Annotated in this window: 14 protein-coding genes; 12 read left to right on the forward strand and 2 right to left on the reverse strand. The window is 76.2% G+C overall.

Going from position 1 to position 23078, the window contains the following annotated elements:
- The first annotated feature begins 147 nt into the window (after positions 1 to 147).
- The gene (locus tag K304_RS28280) at positions 148 to 3330 is read left to right on the forward strand and encodes a glycoside hydrolase family 84 protein (RefSeq protein WP_078528894.1); all 3183 of its coding nucleotides are present in this window, start codon (positions 148 to 150) and stop codon (positions 3328 to 3330) included.
- Positions 3331 to 3389: 59 nt separating this feature from the next.
- On the opposite strand, the gene K304_RS0110210 is transcribed toward K304_RS28280, so the two are convergent.
- Positions 3390 to 3929, reverse strand: coding sequence for an HNH endonuclease (locus tag K304_RS0110210; protein WP_027763668.1), 540 nt, complete (start codon positions 3927 to 3929; stop codon positions 3390 to 3392).
- A gap of 307 nt (positions 3930 to 4236) precedes the next feature.
- Between K304_RS0110210 and K304_RS0110215 the strand changes: the two genes are divergently transcribed.
- The 9 genes from K304_RS0110215 to K304_RS0110255 all read left to right on the forward strand — a co-directional run bounded on the left by K304_RS0110215 (position 4237) and on the right by K304_RS0110255 (position 18049).
- Positions 4237 to 5217, forward strand: coding sequence for a mechanosensitive ion channel family protein (locus K304_RS0110215; protein ID WP_027763669.1), 981 nt, complete (start codon positions 4237 to 4239; stop codon positions 5215 to 5217).
- A 198-nt stretch (positions 5218 to 5415) separates the two neighbouring features.
- A complete protein-coding gene (locus K304_RS0110220) occupies positions 5416 to 6699 on the forward strand; it encodes a family 4 glycosyl hydrolase (protein ID WP_027763670.1) in 1284 nt (427 codons plus the stop codon).
- Positions 6690 to 7682: a BadF/BadG/BcrA/BcrD ATPase family protein gene (locus K304_RS0110225; RefSeq protein ID WP_027763671.1), complete on the forward strand. Its 993-nt coding sequence runs from the start codon at positions 6690 to 6692 to the stop codon at positions 7680 to 7682. Before K304_RS0110220 ends, K304_RS0110225 begins: the two co-directional genes overlap by 10 nt.
- 356 nt (positions 7683 to 8038) lie before the next feature.
- Positions 8039 to 9538 carry a hypothetical protein gene (locus tag K304_RS33325; RefSeq protein WP_027763672.1) on the forward strand — a complete coding sequence of 500 codons (1500 nt, stop codon included), beginning with the start codon at positions 8039 to 8041 and terminating at the stop codon, positions 9536 to 9538.
- The gene (locus tag K304_RS0110235; protein ID WP_078528876.1) at positions 9535 to 10554 is read left to right on the forward strand and encodes a glutamate ABC transporter substrate-binding protein; all 1020 of its coding nucleotides are present in this window, start codon (positions 9535 to 9537) and stop codon (positions 10552 to 10554) included. Before K304_RS33325 ends, K304_RS0110235 begins: the two co-directional genes overlap by 4 nt.
- Before the next feature lie 92 nt (positions 10555 to 10646).
- The gene (locus K304_RS0110240) at positions 10647 to 11990 is read left to right on the forward strand and encodes a hypothetical protein (protein ID WP_027763674.1); all 1344 of its coding nucleotides are present in this window, start codon (positions 10647 to 10649) and stop codon (positions 11988 to 11990) included.
- Positions 11991 to 12031: 41 nt separating this feature from the next.
- The gene (locus K304_RS0110245; RefSeq protein WP_027763675.1) at positions 12032 to 14905 is read left to right on the forward strand and encodes a tetratricopeptide repeat protein; all 2874 of its coding nucleotides are present in this window, start codon (positions 12032 to 12034) and stop codon (positions 14903 to 14905) included.
- 2 nt (positions 14906 to 14907) lie between these two features.
- The gene (locus tag K304_RS0110250) at positions 14908 to 16431 is read left to right on the forward strand and encodes a PP2C family protein-serine/threonine phosphatase (protein WP_027763676.1); all 1524 of its coding nucleotides are present in this window, start codon (positions 14908 to 14910) and stop codon (positions 16429 to 16431) included.
- Positions 16432 to 16621: 190 nt separating this feature from the next.
- The gene (locus K304_RS0110255; protein WP_027763677.1) at positions 16622 to 18049 is read left to right on the forward strand and encodes an FHA domain-containing protein; all 1428 of its coding nucleotides are present in this window, start codon (positions 16622 to 16624) and stop codon (positions 18047 to 18049) included.
- Between the two features lie 75 nt (positions 18050 to 18124).
- Here K304_RS0110255 and K304_RS0110260 read toward each other — a convergent pair whose 3' ends face one another.
- Positions 18125 to 19615, reverse strand: a complete 1491-nt coding sequence (locus K304_RS0110260; protein WP_027763678.1) for a PucR family transcriptional regulator — start codon at positions 19613 to 19615, stop codon at positions 18125 to 18127.
- A 161-nt stretch (positions 19616 to 19776) separates the two neighbouring features.
- On the opposite strand from K304_RS0110260, the gene K304_RS28290 reads away from it, so the two are divergent.
- On the forward strand, positions 19777 to 21300 hold the full coding sequence (locus tag K304_RS28290) for a sodium:solute symporter family protein (RefSeq protein WP_051308214.1): 1524 nt from the start codon (positions 19777 to 19779) through the stop codon (positions 21298 to 21300).
- Positions 21301 to 21408: 108 nt separating this feature from the next.
- Complete coding sequence (locus K304_RS28295) at positions 21409 to 23058, forward strand: thiamine pyrophosphate-binding protein (RefSeq protein WP_051308216.1); 1650 nt, start codon at positions 21409 to 21411, stop codon at positions 23056 to 23058.
- Positions 23059 to 23078 lie beyond the last annotated feature (20 nt).

Raw genomic sequence — 23078 nt, forward strand, 5'->3', positions numbered from 1 at the left:
GCCGCGTACACGCGTGGGCGCCGGAACGCCGTCAGGGAGGGAGCCGCCGTGCCGTCACCGGACCGTGACGCCCACCGCGAGGCAAGGCCGCACGTCCCCGCGTCCCGCCGTCCTCGCCGCCTGGCCCGCAGCGCGGGCACGGCGGCGCTGGTGGCGGGGGTGGTGTCGGGACTCCTCGGTGGCGGCCCGGCGACCGTGCACGCGGCCCCGGGCGGCCCCGGCGACGGGACGAACAGCCGCGGCGAGGACCGTGCGCGGGAGGACGGGGCGCCGCAGGTGTGGCCGCGCCCGCAGCAGATCACGGCCGACCGGGACGCGTTCGCCCCGCTGGGCGCCGAGGTGACGCTGGTCGCCGACGAGGACGCCGACCCGTACGCGCTCCGGGTGGTGCGGGAGACGCTGCGCCGGGCGGGCGCGCGGACCGTGCACGAGAGCACGCCCGGCGAGCGGTCCGCGCGCGGCACGGTGGTCCGGGTGGGGACGGTCGCTGCCGGCGAGGCGCTGCGGGCGCTGAAGGCGCGGGAGCGGGGCGATCTGCCGGCCGGCGGCTACCGCCTCGCCGCGGGCCGCGTCGACGGCCGGGACACCGTGGCCCTGTCGGGCGTGGGCGGGGCGGGGCTCTTCCACGCCGCGCAGACGCTGCGGCAGCTGCTCACCGAACGGGACGGCGCGACCGGCGTGCCGGGCGTGGTGATCCGCGACTGGCCCACCGCCGGGGTCCGCGGCGTCACGGAGGGCTTCTACGGCGAGCCCTGGAGCCACGCCGAACGTCTGGAACAGCTGGACTTCCTCGGCCGCACCAAGCAGAACCGCTACCTGTACGCGCCCGGCGGCGACCCGTTCCGGCAGTCCGCCCGCTGGCGCGACCCCTACCCGGCCGCGCAGCGCGCCGCGTTCCGCGAACTGGCGCGGCGCGCGGAGGAGAACCACGTGGTGCTGGGCTGGGCGGTCGCGCCCGGCCAGGGCCTGTGCTTCTCCTCCGGGGACGACCGCCGCGCACTGCTGCGCAAGGTGGACGCCATGCGGGCGCTGGGCGTCCGCGCCTTCCAGCTGCAGTTCGACGACGTGTCCTACGAGGAGTGGCACTGCGAGGAGGACGCCGGCACCTACGGGACCGGCCCCGAGGCGGCGGCCCGGGCGCAGGCCGAGGTGGCCGGCGCGGTGGCCGCGCATCTCGCACAGCGGCGGACGGAGGGCGACCGCGACCTGGAGCCGCTGTCCGTGCTGCCGACCGAGTTCTACCAGGAGGGCCGCACCGCGTACCGGACGGCGCTGGCCCGCGCACTGGACGACTCGGTGCAGGTGGCGTGGACGGGCGTGGGCGTGGTGCCGCGCACCATCACCGGCGGCGAGCTCGCGGGCGTCCGGAAGGCGTACCCGCAGCAGCCGGTGGTCACGATGGACAACTACCCCGTCAACGACTACGCGCCCGAGCGGTTGTTCCTCGGCCCGTACCGGGGGCGGCAGCCGGCCGTGGCCTCCGGCTCGTCGGCGCTGCTGGCCAACGCCATGGAACAGCCCGTCGCCTCCCGCATCCCCCTCTTCACGGTGGCGGACTTCGCCTGGAACCCGCGCGACTACACCCCAGCCGCCTCCTGGGAGGCGGCGGTCGGCACCCTGGCCGGCGAGGAGCCGGGCACACGTGCCGCCGTGCGCGCGCTGGCCGGGAACGACGCGTCGTCGATGCTGGGCGTCGAGGAGTCGGCGTACCTGACGCCGCTCCTCGACGCCTTCTGGGAGGCGCACGCCGCCGACGACCGTGCCGGGCTGAAGACCGCGGCGGACCGGCTGCGCGAGGCGTTCCGCACCATGCGGCGCGCCCCGGAGCAGGTGCCCCGCCCGCTGGCGCGGGACGCCGAGCCGTGGCTCGACCAGCTCGCGCTGCTGGGCCGGGCCGGCGACGCGGCGGTGCGGCTGCTGTCGGCGCAGGCGCGCGGGGACGGCGCGGCGGCCTGGGAGGCGCAGCTGGAGGTGCAGCGGCTGCGCGGCGAGGCGAAGGCCGCGCAGGTGGTCGTGGGCGAGGGCGTGCTTCCCGCGTTCCTGGACCGCGCGCTGAAGACCGCCGGGGACTGGACCGGCGTGCGCACCGACGGCGGAGCGGAGCGGAAGGCCGACGGCGGGCCGCCCGGCCGGAGGGGCGCTTCGGTGGCGAAGGCGGTGGACGGCGACCCGGGCACCGCCTACCGCGCCCGCACGACGCCCACGACCCACCTGCCGCCGACCCTGCCGGAGGAGCGGAGCCCGTCCGGATCGGCGGACGCCGCCGAGCAGGCCCTCACCGTGGAGCTGGACCGGCCCCGGCCGCTGACGGCGGTGACGGTGCTGACCGGGCCCGGTTCCGGTACCCGCGCGGAGGTCGAGGTCCGCGTGCCGGACGAGGGCTGGCGGCGGATCGGGCGGCTGTCCGGCAGCGGCTGGACGCAGTCCGACGCGTCAGGCGCCACCGCGGACGCCGTACGGCTGCGCTGGGAGGACGGCACCCGCGCCCCGGTGGTGCACGAGATCACCCCCTGGTACGCGGACACCCCCGGCACCTCCCTGGAACTGTCCCGGCAGGACGTGTACGCGGCCACCGGCGGCGAGGGGGCACGGGTCACGGCGCGGCTCACCGGCCGCCGCCCGCAGGACGTCCGCGGCGAGCTGGAGGTGGACGCGCCCGACGGCTTCACCGTCCGCGCGCCGGACGAGGTCACCGTGCAGCGCGGCGGCTCGACCCGGGTGCCGCTGGAGGTCGCGGCGGGGAAGGACGTACGGCCGGGCGTGTACCGGGTCGGGGTGGCCTTCGGGGAGCAGCGCCGCACGCTGACCGTGCGGGCGTTCCCGGCGACGGGCGGGCGCGACCTCGCGCGCGGCGCGGCGGCGGTCTCCTCCGGGGACGAGACGCCCGACTTCCCGGCGTCCGCCGTCACGGACGGCGAGGCGGAGACCCGCTGGTCCTCGCCGGCCGAGGACGACGCGTGGGTGCGGATCGAGCTGGACCGGCCCGCCCGGGTCGGCGAGGTGGTGCTGCACTGGCAGGAGGCGTACGGCGCGCGGTACCGGATCGAGGTGTCGCCGGACGGCCTGGACTGGCGTACGGCGGCGTCCGTGAGCGACGGCCGCGGCGGCCGGGAGAGCGTGCGGATGGACGCCCCGGAGGACACGCGGTTCGTCCGGGTTCGGGGCGAGGAGCGCGGGACGCGCTTCGGCTACTCGCTGTGGTCGGTCGAGGCGTACGCCGTCCGCGAGGACGACCGGGACGGCGGGGACGCTCCGGTCACCGAGGACGGCCGGGACGCTCCGGACCCGGAGGGGCGTCCGGGCGGGGAGGACGGCGGCGGTCGCGACTGATCGTGCCGTGGCACCGTCCCCGCACGGGGTCGGCGCCGCGACACGGTGATGGCCCGGTCTCAGGCAGGAACTCTGCCCTCGATCCGGGCCATGGCGTCGTCCGCGCCGTACGGTTGGAGATACGGCAACCAGCGTGGGTCGCGATGACCGGTGCCGATGATCCGCCAGGCCAGGCCGGTGGGCGGCGCGGGCTGGTGCCGCAACCGCCATCCGATCTCGGCGACGTGGCGGTCGGCCTTCACGTGGTTGCAGCGGCGGCAGGCCGCCACCACGTTCTCCCAGGTGTGCTGCCCGCCGCGGCTGCGCGGGATGACGTGGTCGACGCTGGTTGCGACGCCACCGCAGTACGCGCAGCGGCCCCCGTCCCGCGCGAACAGGGCGCGGCGGGTCAGGGGAACGGGGCCGCGAAAGGGCACCCGCACGAAACGCTTCAGGCGTACGACGCTGGGGGCGGGTATGACACGGGTCGCGCTGTGCATCAGGGCGCCGGAGTCCTCGAGGCTGACTGCCTTGTCGTTGAGTACGAGGATGAGCGCGCGGCGAAGCGGTACGACGCCGAGCGGCTCGTACGACGCGTTGAGGACCAGGACATGCGGCACGGTGCCTCCAGTTCCGTCGGCGGCGCGTGGCTCGCGCCGGGACGATCTCCCCTCAGTGTGTCGTCTGCCCCACCACCTGCGCCACCACGGCCCGGTAACGCGGTGTCCGTGTTTTCCACCACACGGCGTTCCGCCGAACCGCCGGTCAGTGGCAGGGGGTGACCGGTGCGTGACCGGAACCTCACGTCCGTCGCGCGGGCGGCGGGCGAGGCGCCGTTAGTGTGGGGAGGCGTCCGCTTCCCGTACAGAGCCCCCGCGAGGCCCCGTTCACGGCCGTGCGGACGCGTCCCGCACGGAAGGTTGCGCAGTGCCCCTGTTGACCGGAGCCACCCCGCCGCCCGCGGTCCCCTCGATCGAGGAGGCCCGCCGGACGGCGGACACCGCCGCGGGCTGGATAGAGCGGAACTGGGAGTCCTGGCTGGCGGGCGGCATCCGGATCGGGCTGATCCTGGTCGTGGCCTTCGTGCTGAACTTCGCGGTCCGGCGGGCGATCACCAAGTTCGTCCGGCGGATGAACCGGAACGCCGAGGCCGAGGCCAGCGGGAACGCGCTGCGCGGCCTGCTGGTCAACGCCGAGCGCAGGCGGCAGCGCTCGGAGGCCATCGGCTCCGTGCTGCGCAGCGTCTCGTCGCTGCTGATCATGGGCACCGCCGTACTGATCGTGCTGTCGACGCTGGGCATCAACCTCGCGCCGCTGCTGGCCAGCGCGGGCGTCGCCGGCGTCGCCCTGGGCTTCGGCGCCCGCAACCTGGTGACCGACGTGCTGACCGGCATGTTCATGCTTCTGGAGGACCAGTACGGCGTGGGCGACCGGGTGGACGCGGGTGAGGCGACCGGGACGGTGCTGGAGATCGGGCTGCGCGTGACGAAGCTGCGCGGCGACGACGGCGAGATCTGGTACGTCCGCAACGGCGAGATCAAGCGGGTCGGCAACCTCAGCCAGGGATGGGCCACGGCCTCCGTGGACGTGCAGGTGCGCGCCACCGAGAACCTCGACGTGGTGCGCGCCGCGGTCGCCGCGGCCGGCGAGGAGCTGGCGAAGTCCGAGCCCTGGGACGAGCACCTGTGGGGCGGTGTCGAGGTGCTGGGCCTGGACTCGGTCACGCTGGAGTCGATGACCGTGCGGGTCGCGGTCAAGACGATGCCCGGCAAGGCGCTGGGCGTGGAGCGCGAGCTGCGCTGGCGCATCAAGCGCGCGCTGGACGCCGAGGGCGTGCAGCTCGTCGACGACGAGTCGCTGGCGGTCGAGGCGGGCCGCGTCTCGCTGCGCAAGGACGCCCGGGACTGACGCCGGACGCTCCGGGGCCCCGGACGCCCCCGGGCCTCGGACGCTCCCGGCCTCGGACGCTTCCGCTCGTCCGGAGGCGCCCGGTCACCCGGCAGCGCGCCCTCCCGGGGGTGCCGGCGCGCCGCCCCCTCTCCCTCTCCGACCTCGCGCCGGATATTGTCTAGACCACTTGTCGAGTCTTCGTCGGAGAGGCACCGCATGAACGTCACCCTCGCCGTGGTCGGCGGCGGCTCCACCTACACGCCCGAACTCGTCGACGGACTCGCCCGGTTGCGCGACACGCTGCCGGTGGACGAGCTGATCCTCGTCGACCCGGCCGCCGAACGCCTCGCCCCGGTCGGCGCGTTCGCCCGACGACTCCTGCGCGCGCAGGACCACCCGGCGAAGGTCACCACCACCGCGGACCTGGACGGTGCGGTCGAGCGGGCCGACGCGGTGCTGCTCCAGCTCCGCGTGGGCGGCCAGGCGGCCCGCGCGCAGGACGAGGCGTGGCCGCTGGAGTGCGGCTGCGTGGGCCAGGAGACCACGGGCGCGGGCGGGCTGGCGAAGGCGCTGCGCACCGTCCCCGTCGCGCTGGACATCGCCGAACGCGTACGCCGCCGCAACCCGGACGCGTGGATCATCGACTTCACCAACCCGGTGGGCATCGTGACGAGGGCGCTGCTCCGGGCCGGCCACAAGGCCCTCGGCCTGTGCAACGTGGCGATCCACCTCCAGCGCACGTTCGCCGAACTGCTGGGCACCCGGCCGGACGAACTGCACCTGGACCACTACGGGCTCAACCACCTCACCTGGGAGCTGGCCGTCCGGCAGGGCGGCCCCGACGGGCCCGACCTGCTGCCCGGACTGCTCGACGCGCACGCGGCGCGGCTCGCCGAGCACCTGCGGCTGCCCCAGCCGGTGCTGGAGCGGCTCGGCGTCGTCCCCTCCTACTACCTCCGGTACTTCTACGCCCACGACCAGGTCGTCGACGAGATGCGGACCAAGCCCTCGCGGGCGAGCGAAGTCGCCGCCCTGGAGGAGCAGTTGCTCGCCATGTACGAGGACCCGGCGCTGACGCGGAAGCCGGAGCTGCTGGCGAAGCGGGGCGGGGCGTTCTACTCGGAGGCGGCGGTCGCGCTCGCCGCCGCGCTGCTCGGCGGCGGACCGGAGACCGGCACGGGGTCCGTGCAGGTGGTCAACGTGCGCAACGACGGCACGCTGCCGTTCCTGCCGGACGACGCGGTGGTGGAGGTGCCCGCACGGATCACCGCCGCCGGCGCACGGCCGCTGCCCGCACCGCCCGTGGACCCGCTGTACGCGGGGCTGATCGCACACGTCGCCGCGTACGAGGACCTGGCCCTGGACGCCGCCGTGCGCGGCGGCCGGGAGCGCGTGGCGCGGGCACTGCTGGCACACCCGCTGGTCGGCCAGTACGACCGCGCCGAGGCGCTGACGGACCGGCTGCTCGCCCACAACACCGCACACCTGGCATGGCTGTGACCGCGGCCTGCCTCGCCGTCGACGCGGGCAACAGCAAGACCGACGTCGCCGTCGTCGGCGGGGACGGCACGGTGCTGGGCCGGGCGCGGGGCGGCGGCTTCCAGCCGCCCGCGGTGGGCGTCGGCGCGGCGATGGACGCGCTGGCCGCGACCGTCGCCCGCGCCGCGCGGGCCGCCGGATGCGACAGCGGTTCCGGCGCGCCGTTCGCCGACGACGTCACCGCCTGTCTCGCCAACGCCGACCTGCCCCGCGAGGAACGGGAGTTGGCGGACGCCGTCCGCGCCCGGGGCTGGGGCCGCGAGACGCACGTGCTCAACGACACGTTCGCGCTGCTGCGCGCCGGGCTCCCCGACGACGCGGCGGACGGGCACGGGGTGGCCGTGGTGTGCGGCGCGGGCATCAACTGCGTCGGGCGGGACGGCGGCGGCCGTACGCACCGCTTCCCCGCCGTCGGACGGCTGTCCGGCGACTGGGGCGGCGGGGGCGGCCTGGCCGACGAGACCGTGTGGCACGCGGCGCGCGCGGCCGACGGCCGCGGGGACCGTACGGCGCTCGCCGAGGCGCTGCCCGCGCACTTCGGGCTGCGGTCGATGGGGGCGCTGATCGAGGCGTTCCACCTCGGCGACCTGCCGCCCGCGCGGAGGCTGGAGGCGGCCCCGCTGCTGTTCGCCGTGGCGGCGGACGGCGACCCGGTGGCCCGGTCGCTGGTGCGGCGGCAGGCGGACGAGCTGGTGGCACTCGCCGGAGTGACCCTGGAGGCGCTCGCGTTGACGGACCGGCCCACGCCGGTCGTCCTGGGCGGGGGCATCCTGACGGCCGGACACGCGCTGCTGGACGACTGGGTGCGGGACGGGCTCGCGGCGCGGGCCCCGCACGCCGTCCCGCACGTGGTGACGGCACCGCCGGTGCTGGGTGCCGCCCTCCTGGGCCTGGACCGCGCGGGCGCTCCCCGGGCGGCCTACGTCCGCCTCCGCGCGGCCTGACCGGCGACGCCTCGCCCGGTCGGGACGCACGACGACGCCCCCCGAGACCCGCACCGGTCCGTACCGGCTGGGGCGTCGACCGGCGCGAGCGGGCCGCGTGCGCCGGGGCCGGGGCCGTAGGTCGAGGGGCGCGTTCGCGGGGCCGGGGCCGGTATCGCGTTCGCTGTCACGAGGCGGTCGGCGGTTCCGGCCCGAAACGCGCCCTGCGAGCGCCGCATGCCGGGCCGCGATCACGGGCGCCGGAACAGTGCCCGGGCCGTCCGGACTCCTGAAGTGGGGTACCGCATGTGGGCGTCGGCACCGGCCGTCATACTGCTGGGCAACGGGGAGAACGCCAGGGGGAGGACCGACCAGCCGTGACACAGCCGCCCGCCGCATGGCCGCCGGCACCACCGACCACCGCACCGGCACCGCCGCCGCCCGGCCACAGCACCCCGGCCCGGCCCGGCCCGCCCGGGACCGCGCCGCCGCCCGGCCCTGCACCGGCCCCCGCCGAGCCCGGTGCCGGACCGCCGCGCACACCGCGCGCCCTCTGGGAGGAGACGGTCCGCCGCGTCCGCGAGGCCGCGACGACCGAGCCCGGCAGGCTGCGCGGCATCGCCGCGCTCCTCGCCGCCCTGCTCCTGCTGTTCGGCGCCCTCACCGCCGGGCAGGTCGGGGCGCGCGCCGCCGCGGCCGACGCGGTGGTCGAGCACAGCCAGCCGCTGAGCGAGGACGCGGCAAGCATCTACCGGTCGCTGGCCGACGCCGACACGACCGCCTCCGGCGGCTTCCTCGCCGGAGGCGGTGGCGTCGGCGAACCGCGCGCCCTCCGCGAGCGGTACGAGCGCGACATCCGGCGCGCCTCCGAACTACTGGCCAAGGCCGCAGCCAACTCGGAGGGCTCGTCGCAGACCCAGCGCCGGATCGCGGAGCTCAACCGCGAACTCCCCCGCTACACGGGCCTCGTGGAGGCGGCGCGGGCCAACGAACGCCAGGGAATGCCGCTGGGCGGGGCGTACCTGCGGTACGCCAACGAGCGGATGCAGGAGAAGCTGCTGCCCGCCGCCCGCGACCTGTACGAGGCGGAGAACGCCCGGCTGCGCGCGGACTACGCCGAAGCCCGGTCCTGGCCGTGGGCGGCCACCCTCGCCGGTCTGGCCGCGCTCGGCGCGCTCGGCTGGGCTCAGCGCCGCGACTACCTGCGCACCAACCGCATGCTCAGCCCGGGCCTGGTGGGCGCGGCGGCGGCAACCCTGGTGGCGCTGCTGTGGCTGACCGCCGGCTCCGCGCTCGCGCGTTCCTGGCTCGACAACTCGGACGAGCACGGCGCCCGTTCGCTGCACGCGCTGAACGAGGCGTGGATCGGCTCGCTGCAGGCGCGCAGTGCGGAGAACATGTGGCTGGTCGCGCGCGGCGCGGGCGGCACGTACGAGCAGGACTCCGTACGGCACCTGGCACGGGTGGCCGGACCGACGCCCGAGCCGGACGCGGAGGGCCGGGGCGGCCTGGTCGACGAGGCGTACCGGCTGGCCGACGACGAGGCGGGGCGCGGCCCGGTGGCCGACGCGCAGCACGGCCTGCACGTGTGGCACAAGCGGCACGCGAAGGCCCGTGCCGCCGAGGACGGCGGCGACTACGAGCGCGCCGTGGAGCTGGTGATCGGCCGCGAGAGCGACACGACCGGCGACGCGTTCGACGTCGTGGACACGGGGCTGCGGAAGGCGAGCGCGCACGAGAAAGCGGAGTTCGAGGAGGAGGCCGGCGACGGGCGGGCGGCGCTGACCGGGCTCGCCGCCGGTGGGGCACTGCTCGCCCTGCTGGGCGCCGGGGGCGCGACGGTCGGCATCGGACGCCGGCTGTCGGAGTACCGATGAGGGGGGACGACGTGGACGTGCACGACGGCGGACGGCGGCGGAGGGCCCGCCTCGCGACGGCGGTGGCGGCCGCCGCGACGGCTGCGGCGCTGGCCGTCCCCTTCCTGACGAGCGGGTCAGGCCGCACGCAGGCGGCGCCTGCCGGCCCGGTGGGCTCCTTCCGGTCCGCTGCGTTCGCGGAGGCGGAGACCTGCGCCGACGGCGGGGACCCGACGGCGAGCCTCAGCCCGTCGTCCGCGGCGGGACCTGCCGTCGCCCGCATCCAGGAGCGGGGGCGGCTGGTCGTGGGCGTGGACCAGAACAGCTACCTGTGGGGCTACCGCGACCCGGCCACCGGGGAGTTGGCGGGCTTCGACATCGACCTGGTGCGGGCGGTGGCGGAGGATCTGCTCGGCCCGGACCCGCAGATCGTGTTCAGGACGGTCCCCACCGCGCGCCGCATTCCGGCGATCCGGGAGGGCGAGGTGGACATGGTGGTGCGCACCATGACGATCGACTGCGACCGGGTGGAGAAGGTGGCGTTCTCCACCGCCTACTTCCTCAGTGGGCAGCAGCTCGTCGTGCCGGAGGACAGCGACATCACCGGGCTGGACGACTCGGTGCGCGGCAGGCGCGTGTGCAACGCCCGCGGTTCGACGGCGGAGAAGCTGCTGGAGACCGAGGAGTACGCGGCGCTGGACGTCCGCCGGGTCAAGGTGGCGAACCAGCTCGACTGCCTCGTGCGGCTGCAGCTCGGCGAGGCCGACGCGGTGCTGACCGACAACGCGCTGGGAGCCGGGCAGGTGGCGCAGGACCCGTCCGTGAAGCTGGTCGGCGAGCCCGCCACGGTCGAGCCGTACGGGGTCGCGATGAACCTGGAGGACGACGATCTGGTGCGCCGGGTCAACAGGGTGCTGGAAAAGTACCGCGCAGGGGGCGACGGGAGTCGGTGGAGGGCCTCGTACGACCGCTGGCTGGCCGACATGATGGACCCGGGCACGGAACCGGCACCGCCGGAACCGGTGTACCGGGACTGAACGCCCCGCCGGCACCCGCCCGGCGGGGCGGGTGCACGCGCCGGACGCACGACCGACCGCACAGCCACGGACTTGGATCAGCGAGGTGATCGATGGGCCCGCCGCGACCCGCCGTACCGGCGATGAGCCGGGAGGAGGCGGACCGTGAGCTGTCGCGCCTGTACACGGAGCGCGAGACGGTCGAGTCGACACTCCTCGCGCTGCAGGAGCACGCGGGCCGCCGCCTGCTGGAAGGCGCGGACCTCACCGGCGTCACCGCCCGGCGCTGGGCGCACGCGGAGACGACGATCACCCTGCTGTGGACCTGCTTCGACCTCTACACCGACACCCTGCGCGCGGCACGCGACCTGCGCAAGCGGCACCGCTGGCCGACCCGCGACGACCTGACGGAGCTGACCGGGCTGCTGCACGGCACCCTCACCGTGCCGGTCGAGCGGCCCGCCGACGGCACGTCCGGGCACTCCGTGGACGGGCACTCCGTGGACGGGGACGCCGTGGACGGGGACGCCGTGGAGGAGCTGACGCTCCCGCAGCTGGTGCGGCGGATGAACGCCTGGTACGCCCGTGCCCTGGACGTGGTCGTCGCGGCCGAGGCGGTGTGGTCCGCCCTGCCCGCCCGGATCGACCTGCTCGCCGAGGAGCTGGGACGGGTGCGGTCGCTGGCGCGCTCGGTCGGCGTGCGGCCGGGTGAACACCCCTCGGGCGACGGGCTGGAGGAGATCACCGGTGAACTCGCCGCGCTGCGCGCCGAGGTGCTGCGCGACCCGCTGGCGTTCTGGAACGCGGACGGCGGCAGCTCCGCCCCCGGCGGCGGCCGTCCGGACACCGCCCGCTACGACGCGGCCGCCCGCGCGATCGAGGACGTCCGGCGGGACATCGAGGCGGTGCTGACGGTGCGGCAGGACGCCGAGCAGCGGCTGCTGCGCCTGCGGGACATGCTGTCGCGCGCGGACCGCACCCTCGCCGAGGCGCGCACGGCCCGGGTCGAGGTGCTGGCGAAGATAGCGGCCTCCGAGGTGCCGGCGGTCAGCGGACCGCCGACGGCGCTCCAGGAACAGCTCTCCCGCGCCGCCGAGTACCGGCGCTACGCGCAGTGGAACCGGCTGTCGCCCCTGCTGGAGTCGCTGGAGGAGGAGGCGGAGGACGAACTCGACCGGGCCAGGGCGTCGTTGTCCGCGGTGACGGCCCCGCTCGCGGTGCGCGCGGAACTGCGGGGCAGGCTGGACGCCTACCGTGCGGAGGTCGCCCGGTGCGGCGCGGGTCAGGACCGGCTGCTGAGGGAGCGCTACGACGCGGCACGGCGCATTCTGTGGAGCGCACCGTGCGACCTGGGCGCGGCGGAGACCGCCGTGCGCCGCTACGTGGACGCGGCGAGAGAAGTCTTCGTACCACGGCAGGGCGACGGTTCCCCTGCCGAGCACAGGGGGGAAAGGTGAACGTGGCACCGCAGGCGGGAACGGCGGCACCGGGCGGCGGCATGGCGGGGCGGACCTGCCAGCGGCCGGGCTGTTCGGGGCGTTATGAGGGCGCGGACGGCGGCGAGTTGTACTGCGGCGCCTGCGGCCTGGCGCCGGTCGTCTCCGCCGTCGGCGTGATCGGCGCGACCGCGACCGGGCTCACCCCGCCCGCGCGCCCGGACCCGGCACCCGCCTCGGGCGGCTCCGGACAGGTGTCCGGCCGGGACTCCTCCCGTTCGCAGGCGTCCCGCCGGTCGGTGTCCGGGCGGCTGTCCCGTTCGGCCTCCGGCAGGGGCGTGCGGTCGGTGTCGGTGCGCAGTTCGGGCACGACGGCGGGAACGTCGGCGCGCAACCGGCTGGGCGCGGGGCTGGTCACCGTGCCGGAGGTGCCGAAGGCGAACCCGGCGTCGGTGGTGCTGGACGATCCGCGGGTGCCGGAGCGTAAACGCTTCTGCAGCAACGGCGCGTGCGGGGCGAAGGTCGGGCGTTCGCGCGGCGGCCGCCCGGGCCGTACGGAAGGGTTCTGCACGCAGTGCGGGCGGCCCTACTCGTACCTGCCCAAGCTCCGGGCCGGCGACGTGGTGCACGGGCAGTACGAGATCGCCGGCTGCCTCGCACACGGCGGGCTGGGCTGGATCTACCTGGCCGTCGACCACGCGGTGTCCAACCGCTGGGTGGTGCTCAAGGGGCTGCTGGACACCGGCGACGAGGACGCGATGGCGGTCGCGATCTCGGAGCGCCGCTTCCTCGCGGAGATCGAGCACGCCAACATCGTGCGGATCTACAACTTCGTCGAGCACCTGGACCGGCGCACCGGCAGCCTCGACGGCTACATCGTCATGGAGTACGTCGGCGGCCGCTCCCTCAAGGACATCGCCAACTCCCGTCGCACGGAGGCCGGCCGGCGCGACCCGCTGCCCGTCGAGCAGGCGTGCGCGTACGGCATCGAGGCGCTGGAGGCGCTGGGTCACCTGCACAGCCGGAACCTGCTCTACTGCGACTTCAAGGTCGACAACGCCATACAGCAGGCCGACCAGCTCAAGCTGATCGACATGGGCGCGGTGCGGCGGATGGACGACCTGGAGAGCCCCATCTACGGCACCGTCGGCTACCAGGCGCCGGAGGTCCCCGAGACCGGGCCGTCCGTCGCCTCCGACCTGTACACGGTGGCTCGCACGCTGGCGGTGCTGACCTTCGACTTCAAGGGCTACACCGGCGACTACGCCGACCGGCTCCCGGACCCGGAGAGCGTGGAGATCTTCCGCCGGTACGAGTCGTTCTACCGCTTCCTGGTCCGTGCGACGGACCCGGACCCGCAGCGCCGGTTCGCCTCCGCACAGGAGATGGCGGATCAGCTGACCGGCGTCCTGCGGGAGATCGTCGCCCTGCGCACGGAACGTCCGCGACCGGCCCTGTCCACCCTCTTCGGGCCCGAACTGCGCGTGGTGGACACGGCGTTGCTGCCGCACCTGACGGGCGACGCGTCCGCGCTGGGCGCGCGGGCCGCCGTACCGGCGGTCGGCGGACGGTTCGGGCGGCTCCTGCGCCGCCGCGCGACCGCGGGCGCAGGCGGTTCCGCCACTGCGCCCGTGCCGGGGCCCGCGCAGGGGTGGGCCGTCCCGGCCGCCCCGCACCCGGCGGCCGGTCCCGGGGTCTCCGGGGGCGGCCTGCCGTATCCGCCGCCCGCGGGGTACACCACCGCGCACCCCGCCGAAGGGACCTCGACCGGCCCTGACGGGGACCTCGACACGGCGGGCACGCTGTCGCTGGCCGCACAGTCCCGCCGTGCGGCGACGGCACCGGAGCATCCCCGGGGCGGTCCGCCGTCCCACGGCGTCCCGGGCTCTCCCCCGGGCCTGCCGCCCGGGTACGCCCCGGGTGCGGGAGCCGGTGTGGGTGCGGGACGGGGCGCCGCCGCCTGGCGGGCCGGCGGTCCGGCCTCGGCACCCCACGGCCCGGCGCCCGTCCCGTTGGAGACCCGGGCGACCGCGCTGGCGCTGCCCGTGCCCCGGGTCGACCTCTCCGACCCGTGCGCCGGATTCCTCGCCGGACTGGCCGGTTCCGCGCCGGCCGAGGTCGCCGCCGCGCTCGCCCACGCCCCCGCCGACTCGATCGAACGCCGGCTGCGCGAGCTGCGCGCCCTGCTGGAGCTGGCCGGACCGCAGGACCGGCACGGCGCCGCCCGCCTGCTGGCCGAACTGGAGGCACGGCACCCGGAGGACTGGCGGGTGGTGTGGTTCCGCGGACTCACCGCGCTGGCCGACGGCGACCGCGAGACCGCGGCGCTCTCCTTCGACGCCCTCTACGACGCGTTCCCCGGCGAGATCGCGCCCAAGCTGGCCCTCGGGGTGTGCGCCGAGGCGCTGGGCCAGCTCGACAACGCCGCCGAGTACTACCGGCTCGTCTGGACCACCGACCCCTCCTACGTCAGCGCCGCGTTCGGACTGGCGCGGGTGCGGCTGGCGACCGGCGACCGGCAGGGCTCCGTGCAGGCGCTGGAGTCCGTACCGGAGACCTCCAGCCACCACACCGCCGCCCGCGTGGCGGCCGTACGGGCGCGGCTGCGCGGGCGGGACCCGCGCACGCTGCCGTTCGACGACCTGTGTGCCGCGGCCCGCCAGGTGGAGCAGCTGCGTGAGGCGGGCCTCGACGCCCTGCGGTACGAACGGCTCACGACGGAGGTGCTGGGCGTGGCGCTGGACTGGGTGCTCGCCACCCGCCCGGCGTTCAACGGCCACGTGCTGCCGCTGCTGAACGCGATGCCGGAGGAGGCGCGGGTCCGGGAGGCCCTGGAGCGTTCCTACCGCCGGCTCGCGAGGCTGGCGCAGTCCGGCTCTGAGAGGATCGAACTGGTGGAACGGGCCAACCGCTTCCGCCCCAGAACGTGGGTGTGACGATGTCAGAGAACGACCGACCGGCGGCCTGCCCCGAGTGCACCGAGCCGGCCGAGGACGGCGACCTGTTCTGCGGGGCCTGCGGCACGGACCTGCGGCCCCGGCGTTCCACCGCCCCGGGCGGCGACTTCGACCCGCGCCCGCCGCGCGGCGGCACCCACGTCACCGTCCGGCAGCCCCCGCCCGGCGCGTCCCGGACGGGCTCCGCCGCGGGGAGTGGGTCGCGCGGCGCCTCGGCGTCCGGGGGCGCCGCCGCAGCGGCGGCGGTGGGCTCCGGCACCGGGCACGGCCCGTCGGGGCCGAGCGCGGCGGCTGCCGGCGGGACGGCGGGACGAGGAGACGCGCCCGCTGCCCCCGCCGCTTCCCCCGCCCCGGCGGCGGAGGCAGCCCGGCAGGACGCCGGAACCTGGCCGGCCCCGGCACCGGCACCGGACCCCGCGCCGTCGCCGCACGCGGGCACCGCGCGGACGGAGGGTGCGCCGGCCGCCGCACAGGGTCCGGCGCACGAGGCCGCGCCCCCGGCTGGGGCGGACCGCGCGGCGCAGCCCGCGCCCGCCGCCGACCCGGAGACGCGGGACGACTCCCCGGAGCGGGAGAAACCGGGACAGGACACCCCGGGGTGCGTCGGGTGCGGCACGGGGTCCGTCGGTCCGGACGGCCACTGCACACACTGCGGCCACAAGCAGCCCGTCGCGCGCGACCACTGGGAGCGCGAGGTGGCGGGGATCGCGGCCGCGAGCGACCGCGGCCTGCGGCACCGCCGGAACGAGGACTTCTTCGCGGTCTCCGCGGTGACCACGCCGTCCGGAGGGCCGTCGCAGATCGCCGTGGTGTGCGACGGGGTCTCCTCCGCCTCGCGGTCGGACCAGGCGTCGGAGGCCGCTGCCGAGGCGGCGGCCGCGTCGATGCGGGAGTCGATCCCGCGCGGAGCACACCCGCAGCACGCGATGCACGACGCCCTGCTCGCGGCGGCGGAGGCCGTGGACGTGCTCGCGACGCCGGAGGAGCGCGAGGCTCAGCAGAACGCGCCCGCCTGCACGATCGTCGGCGCGGTGACCGCCGACGGCATCCTCACGGTCGGCTGGGTCGGCGACAGCCGCGCCTACTGGGTGCCCGACGACCGTACGCAGCCGCCGTCGCGGCTCACGCAGGACGACTCGTGGGCCGCGCAGATGATCGGCGCGGGCCTGATGACCGAGGCACAGGCGTACGCGGACGCGCGCGCTCACGCGATCACCGGCTGGCTCGGGGCCGACGCGTACGAACTCGACCCGCACACCGCGTCGTTCAAGCCGGACCGGTCCGGGGTGGTGGTCGTGTGCAGCGACGGGCTGTGGAACTACGCCGACGCGTCGAAGGACATGGCGGCGGCGTTGCCGGCGGACGCGGCGACCCGTCCGATGGCGGCGGTCCGGCACCTGGTCGGCTTCGCGCTCGACGGCGGGGGCCACGACAACGTGACCGTCGCGCTGGTACCGGTCGCCGTCCCGGCGGACGGCCCTGCCGCGTCACCTGCGGGGACCTGACACCGAACGTCCCGATCGCCCGCTTCTGTCCGCATCCGTGTTCGAAGGTGGTGGACGTGGTGGACGCGGTGCCGGGTACTGTTCGGCGGAGGAGGAGCGTCGGCCGGACCGCCCGGAACGACCCCTTCCGCCGCGGACCGGTGAACGGCCCGCACGAGGCAGCGAACGTCACGATGGGGGAGGCAGGACCATGCCGACTTGCCCGAACGGCCACCAGTCGGCGGCCGACGACTGGTGCGAGGTGTGCGGTCACCGCATGGCCGCACCGTCCGGTCCGCCCGGTGGCGGGATCCCGGGTCCGCCCGGCCCGCCCGGCCCGGGCACGCCTCCCGGCCCGCCCCCGGGTTCCACACCTCCCCCGGGACCACCTGGTCAGGGGGGCTACGGCTACCCGCAACAGCCCCAGCAGCCCGGCCCACCACAGGCGGCCGCCCCGGGCGCACCGCCGCACGGCGGACCGCAGCCCGGCGGCTTCCCCGGAGGCCCGGGCGGCATGCCTGGGCCCGAGCACCCGCAGGGCGGGCCGGAGCGCTGCCCCCAGTGCGGTACGCCGCGCGCCCCGCAGGCGTCCTTCTGCGAGCAGTGCCACTTCGGCTTCCAGGGCGGACCGGGCGGGCCGCCCCCCTTCGCCGCGCCGCCGCAGCAGCCCGGCCCGCCGCAGCAGCCCCAGCACCCACAGCAGCCCGGACCCGGCATGGGCGCACCACCCCCGGCCCCCCAGGCACCGGGCGGCTACGGCTACCCGCAACAGCCCCAGCACCCCCAGCAGCCCGGCCCGCCGCAGGCACCGCAGCAGTCCGGCCACCCGGGCATGGGAGCCCCGCCGGGCCCCCCGGGGCAGGGCGGCTACGGCTACCCGCAACAGCCCCAGCACCCCCAGCAGCCCGGCCCGCCGCAGGCACCGCAGCAGTCCGGCCACCCGGGCATGGGAGCCCCGCCGGGCCCCCCGGGGCAGGGCGGCTACGGCTACCCGCAACAGCCCCAGCACCCCCAGCAGCCCGGCCCGCCGCAGGCGGCCGCCCCCGGCGCACCGCCGCAGGCACCCCCGCAGGGCGTGCCCCCGCAGGGAGGTCCGCAGCAGGGTCCGCCGAGCGGCGACTGGCAGATGGCGCCGCCCGGCGCTCCCGCCCCGCACGGCGCGCCTCCGGGACAGCAGCCGTACCAGCCCCCGGCCCACGCTCAGCAGGGCCCGCCGGCCGGCCAGGATCCGTCCGGCCCCTGGACCGCCGTGATCGCCCCCGACCGGGAGTACTTCGCCGCGATGATGCAGCGGAGCGGGCCGGAGGCGTCGGCGCTCAACCTTCCGGCGTACTCCGCGGAGCACGAGATGCCGCTCACCGGCCACCAGGTCTCGATCGGGCGGCGCCGCAACTCCACCGGTGAGGCGCCGGACATCGACCTGGGCCGGCCCCCGGAGGACCCGGGGGTGTCGCATCAGCACGCCCTGCTGATCGCCCAGCCGGACGGCAGCTGGTCCGTCGTCGACCAGAACTCCACGAACGGCACCACGGTCAATGGCGGCGAGGACCCGATCCAGCCGTATGTGCCCGTCCCGTTGCGGGAGGGCGACCAGGTGCACGTCGGCGCCTGGACGACGATCACCCTGCGCCGGGGCTGACGCGCCGGAACCGGAGGGGAGCGGCGGGTCGCCCACCGCTCCCCTCCTGCATCCGCGCCGCCTACCGGGTCAGGGTCAGACCCAGCGCAGCGCGAGCCACAGCTCCGCACGCTCGTCGGGGTCGCCCAGGTCGGCGTCGAGGAGTTCGCCCGTGCGGGCGATGCGCTGGCGCACGGTGTTGCGGTGGACGCCGAGCACCGCGGCGCTGCGGTCCCAGCTGCCGTGCACGGACAGCCAGGCGCGCAGGGTCTCGACCAGTGCCGGCCGGTCGGCCAGCGGCCGGAGCCGGGCACGGGCCCGTGCGCGCGCCTCGCCGGGAGCCAGCAGCGCGCCGAGGTCGTGGGAGTGCGTCCGGCGCTGCCGTACCACCGGGCGGTGCTCGGCGACCGCCCGCCCGAGAGACTCGGCGGCTCCGGCGTCCCCGAGCGGGAGGTCGTCGGCGGCCACGGGGCGGGACGCCCCGAGTGTCCATCCGGGCTGGGCCGCCACCGGCCCGTCGCCGGGCACCAGGGCCCGGAGAGTGTCGCCGTCGACGTCCACCAGGTCGGTCCGCAGGCCCGCCGCCAAACCGGTCCTCGCGAGCAGCCCGTGGTCGGGAGTGCCCGGCCTGCGCCGCCCGTGCACGACCGTCCAGGGGCCGGCGACGCCCAGCACCGGGAGGACGTCGGCGACCGGGAAGCCGAGGAGCAGCCGGACCAGGGCGGCCGAGGGGCGGGCGTTCGTCGCGGCCACCCGGTGGCTGGTGAGCAGGGACAGCAGCGCCACGGCCGACCGCACGAGCGCGTCGTCGGCCCCCTCCGGGCCGGGGGCGCACACCCCGAGCGCCAGGCGCTCGCCGTCCTCCGCTCCCCCGGCCGCCCCGGTGAGGGCGAACGCACTCAGCCGCCAGGCTCCCGACGCGTCGGCGGCGGAGGACGGCGCGGCCCGCAGCCTGCCGGTGAGCGCCGCGAGGGCGCGGCGCTCGTCCTGCGGCGGTTCGGCGCCCGCGACGGCCACCTCCCGGCCGCCGCGTCCGAACAGCGCGGCCCAGCCGTCGGTCTGTTCGGCGAGCCGGGCCAGCACGGCGGGGACCGGGTGGGGCCGGGTGGCCGCGGTGGTCAGGGCCTGCTGGGCGGCGCTCAGCCGTTGCAGGTCGCGGTGCCGCCGCTCCGCGACCAGCTGCCAGAGGGTCCGCGCCACCGCCGTGAAGGGCGTCTCCTCCGGGACCCGGAGAAGCGGCAGGCCGTGCCGGTCGCAGGCCTCCGCCAGCGCCGGCGGCACCTCGTCGTAGAGGGGTGCGATGCCGAAACCGAGGGCCGTCGCCCCCGCCCGGACGGTCCGGGTGACGTACTCCGCCCAGTGACGTGCGGCGCCGTCCTCCGGTGCCGGGCCGTGCACGCCCGCGGTCAGCAGCAGCTCGCCGCCGAGCAGGTACGGCACGGGGTCGCCCATCTCGCTGGTGTGCACGGCGTAGACCTGGTCGCCGGGACCCGCGGGCGGGCCCGCGACCTGGTGCAGCGCGAGCTGCTCGTCGCGGAGCAGCTCGGTGAGGGCCACGGGGACGGTGGGGGGCAGTACCTCCTGCATGGCGTCCTCCGCTCGCGCCGCGGGTGGACGATTCGCACAGGTCCGCCCGCTCGGGGAGAGGAAACGTACACTTCCCCTGCTCCCTACGGCTACCTACGTTGTGACGCACCCTGCCGACGGGGTGCGCCCGGGCACCCCTCATTCCGGACCGAGGAGCGTTCATGGCCGTCGACTACGCAGTGATCGTGACGTACCTGGCGGGCATGATCGGCGTCGGCTGGTGGGGGATGCGCCGGGCCCGGACGAAGAGCGACTACCTGGTGGCGGGCCGCCGTCTCGGCCCGCTCATGTATTCCGGGACGATGGCGGCGATCGTGCTGGGCGGTGCGTCGACGATCGGCGGCGTGGGGCTCGGCTACCGGTACGGGCTGTCCGGCGCATGGCTCGTCTTCACGATCGGCATCGGCCTGCTCGTGCTGAGCCTGGTCTTCTCGGCGCGCATCTCCCGGCTGCGCGTGTACACCGTCAGCCAGATGCTCGAACTCCGTTACGGAGGCGCGTCGACGCTGGTGTCGGGCGTGGTGATGTGGGCGTACACGCTCATGCTCTCCGTCACCTCGACCATCGCGTACGCCACGATCTTCGACGTGATCTTCGACCTGGACCGGGTGGCCGCGATCCTGCTCGGCGGCGCGGTGGTGGTCTGCTACTCGGCGCTCGGCGGCATGTGGTCGATCACGCTGACGGACATGGTGCAGTTCGTGGTGCAGACCGTCGGCATCCTCCTGCTGCTGCTCCCCCTCGCGGTGTGGAAGGCCGGCGGATGGTCCGCGATGGCCGCCGAGCTGCCGGACGACTACTTCTCGCCGATGAGCATCGGGGCCGAGACGGTACTCACGTACGTGCTCATCTACTCGTTCGGCATGCTCATCGGCCAGGACATCTGGCAGCGCGTCTTCACCGCCCGCAACGACCGGGTGGCGCGCACCGGTGGCACGGTGGCCGGCACCTACTGCCTGCTCTACGCGCTCGCCGGCGCGGCGATCGGCACCGCCGCCAAGGCGCTCTACCCGGACCTGGCCCGCGCCGACAACGCCTTCGCCGTGATCGTCGGGGACGCCCTGCCGGTCGGCCTCAAGGGGCTCGTGCTCGCCGCCGCGCTCGCCGCCGTCATGTCGACGTCCTCCGGCACCCTGATCGCCTGCGCGACCGTCGCCCACAACGACATCTGGACGCGACTGCGGCGGCGTTCGGCCGCCGCGTCGCAGGGCCCGGACGCCTCCGGCCGGGCGGAGGACGAGGTCCGGGACAACCGGGCGTTCGTGGTTCTGATGGGCTTGGCGGTGATCGCCATCTCGGTGGCCATCGACGACGTGGTCGGCGCGCTGACCGTCGCGTACAACCTGCTGGTCGGCGGTCTGCTGGTGCCGATCCTGGGCGGCCTGCTGTGGAAGCGGGGCACCGCCGGCGGAGCGCTCGCCGCGATGGGCGCGGGCGGAGTGACGGTCGTGGTGACGATGATGGTCGAGGGCATGCTCGCCACCGAACCGATCTACTACGGCCTGCTGGCCGCGCTCGCCGCCTACGTGCTGGTCAGCCTGGCCGGCAGGCCGACGGACCCGGTGCGCCTCGCGACTTGGCGGCAGCGGCTGGCCGGCCACGGAGGGGCGGAGCCCGGTGACGGCGGCGCGCCGCCGTCACCGAAGGAAGGGGCGGGAACGGCCTCCGCCCCGCGCACCGACTGAACCGCCCACCCACCCGCAGGACCACCCACCACCCGCGATGTCACCCACCACCGGCGACATCACCCACCACCCGCGGCACCACCCGTACAGAAGGGCCACGACGCAACGATGACCACCCCGGTCCGCACCGGCGGCGACCTCGTCACCGAATCCCTGACCGCACTCGGCGCGACCACGGTGTTCGGCCTGCCGGGCCAGCACGCGCTGGGGCTCTTCGACGCGGTGCGCCGCTCACCGCTGGAGTCGGTGGGGCTGCGGGTGGAGAACAACGCGGGCTTCGCCGCCGACGCCCACGCCCGGATCACCGGCACGGTCACCCCGCTCCTGGTGTCCACCGGGCCCGGGGCCCTGATGACGCTGGCGGCGCTGCAGGAGTCGGCTGCGGCCTCCGTGCCCGTGCTCGGCATCGGCAGCCAGGTTCCGGTGGCCGGGCTCGGCGGGGCGCGCAGGGGATACCTGCACGAACTCGCCGACCAGGCGGCCGTGATGCGGGGCGTGGTCAAGTCGGCGCGCACCGTGCGGGCCGCGTCCCAGATCCCCTCCGCGCTCGCCGCCGCCTGGGCCGACGCGCTGGAGGCCCCGTGCGGCCCGGTATGGGTGGAGATCCCGGAGGACGTACTGCTCGCCCCCGCCGCAGCTCCGCCGGTGCGCACCCTGACGGCACGGCCCCGGCCGCTTCCGGCCCGTCCGGAGACCCTGGCGGCGGCGGCCGAGGCGCTGAGCGGCGCCCGCCGCCCCGCCGTGCTGGCCGGCGGCGGAGTGGTCCGCGCCGGGGCGCAGGCGGAGCTGCTGGCCCTGGCCGAGCTGCTGGACGCGCCGGTCGCGTGCACCTTCGGGGGCAAAGGAGCCTTCCCCTGGGACCACCCGCTCTCCCTCCAGTCCTGGCTGGAGGACCGGCACACGACGGACTTCCTGCAGGACGCCGACGTGCTCCTCGTGGTGGGCTCCGGGCTCGGTGAACTGTCGTCGAACTACCACACCTTCACCCCCCGCGGCCGCGTCGTGCAGATCGAGGCCGACCCCGGCAAGCTGGAGGCGAACCACCCCGCCCTGGGCCTGCACGCCGACGCCCGCGCCGCGCTCGCCGCACTCGCCGAGTCCGTGACGCCGCGGCCGGCCGGGGACGGCCGCGTGCGGGCCGCCGGGCTGCTCGCCCGGGTCCGGGAGCGGCTGGACGCCCAGGACCTCGCCCGTGAACGGCGCGTGCTGCGGGACGTCCGTGCCGCGCTGCCCGACGACGCGGCCAGCTTCTGGGACATGACGATCCTCGGTTACTGGGCGTGGTCCGCCTTCGACCCCCGGTCCGGGCCGCTGCACACCGCGCAGGGCGCCGGCGGACTGGGCTACGCCTTCCCCGCCGCGCTGGGAGCGGCGGCCGCCGACCGGAGCCGTCCGGTGCTGGCCGTCTCCGGCGACGGGGGCGCGATGTACTCGCTGGCCGAACTCGCCACCGCCCGGCAGCACGACCTGCCCGTGACCTGGCTCGTCGTCGACGACGGCGGCTACGGCATTCTGCGCGCGTACATGACGGACGCGTTCGGCGCCGCCGCCGGGACGGAACTCGCCCGTCCCGACTTCGCCGCCCTCGCCGCGTCGTTCGGCGTGCCCGCGGTGCACACCACCCTCGACGGGCTGCGCGACGACCTCGGGGCCGCACTGTCCTCCCCGGGCCCCTCGGTGGTGGTGCTGCGCACGACGCTGCGCATGTTCGCCCCCACGCACGACCCCGGTCCGGCGGCGGTCCCTCGCCCCTCCTGACCCCGGCCGGGCATCTGCGA

The sequence above is a fragment of the Streptomyces sp. CNS606 genome (assembly GCF_000426325.1).

Excerpts from the sequence above, each read along its gene's own strand:
- K304_RS0110220 (WP_027763670.1), top strand. The coding sequence starts at position 5,416 with ATGAACGTCACCCTCGCCGTGGTCGGCGGCGGCTCCACCTACACGCCC.
- K304_RS0110225 (WP_027763671.1), top strand. The coding sequence starts at position 6,690 with ATGGCTGTGACCGCGGCCTGCCTCGCCGTCGACGCGGGCAACAGCAAG.
- K304_RS0110235 (WP_078528876.1), top strand. The coding sequence starts at position 9,535 with ATGAGGGGGGACGACGTGGACGTGCACGACGGCGGACGGCGGCGGAGG.
- K304_RS0110240 (WP_027763674.1), top strand. The coding sequence starts at position 10,647 with ATGGGCCCGCCGCGACCCGCCGTACCGGCGATGAGCCGGGAGGAGGCG.
- K304_RS0110245 (WP_027763675.1), top strand. The coding sequence starts at position 12,032 with ATGGCGGGGCGGACCTGCCAGCGGCCGGGCTGTTCGGGGCGTTATGAG.
- K304_RS0110250 (WP_027763676.1), top strand. The coding sequence starts at position 14,908 with ATGTCAGAGAACGACCGACCGGCGGCCTGCCCCGAGTGCACCGAGCCG.
- K304_RS0110255 (WP_027763677.1), top strand. The coding sequence starts at position 16,622 with ATGCCGACTTGCCCGAACGGCCACCAGTCGGCGGCCGACGACTGGTGC.
- K304_RS0110260 (WP_027763678.1), bottom strand. The coding sequence starts at position 19,615 with ATGCAGGAGGTACTGCCCCCCACCGTCCCCGTGGCCCTCACCGAGCTG.
- K304_RS28290 (WP_051308214.1), top strand. The coding sequence starts at position 19,777 with ATGGCCGTCGACTACGCAGTGATCGTGACGTACCTGGCGGGCATGATC.
- K304_RS28295 (WP_051308216.1), top strand. The coding sequence starts at position 21,409 with ATGACCACCCCGGTCCGCACCGGCGGCGACCTCGTCACCGAATCCCTG.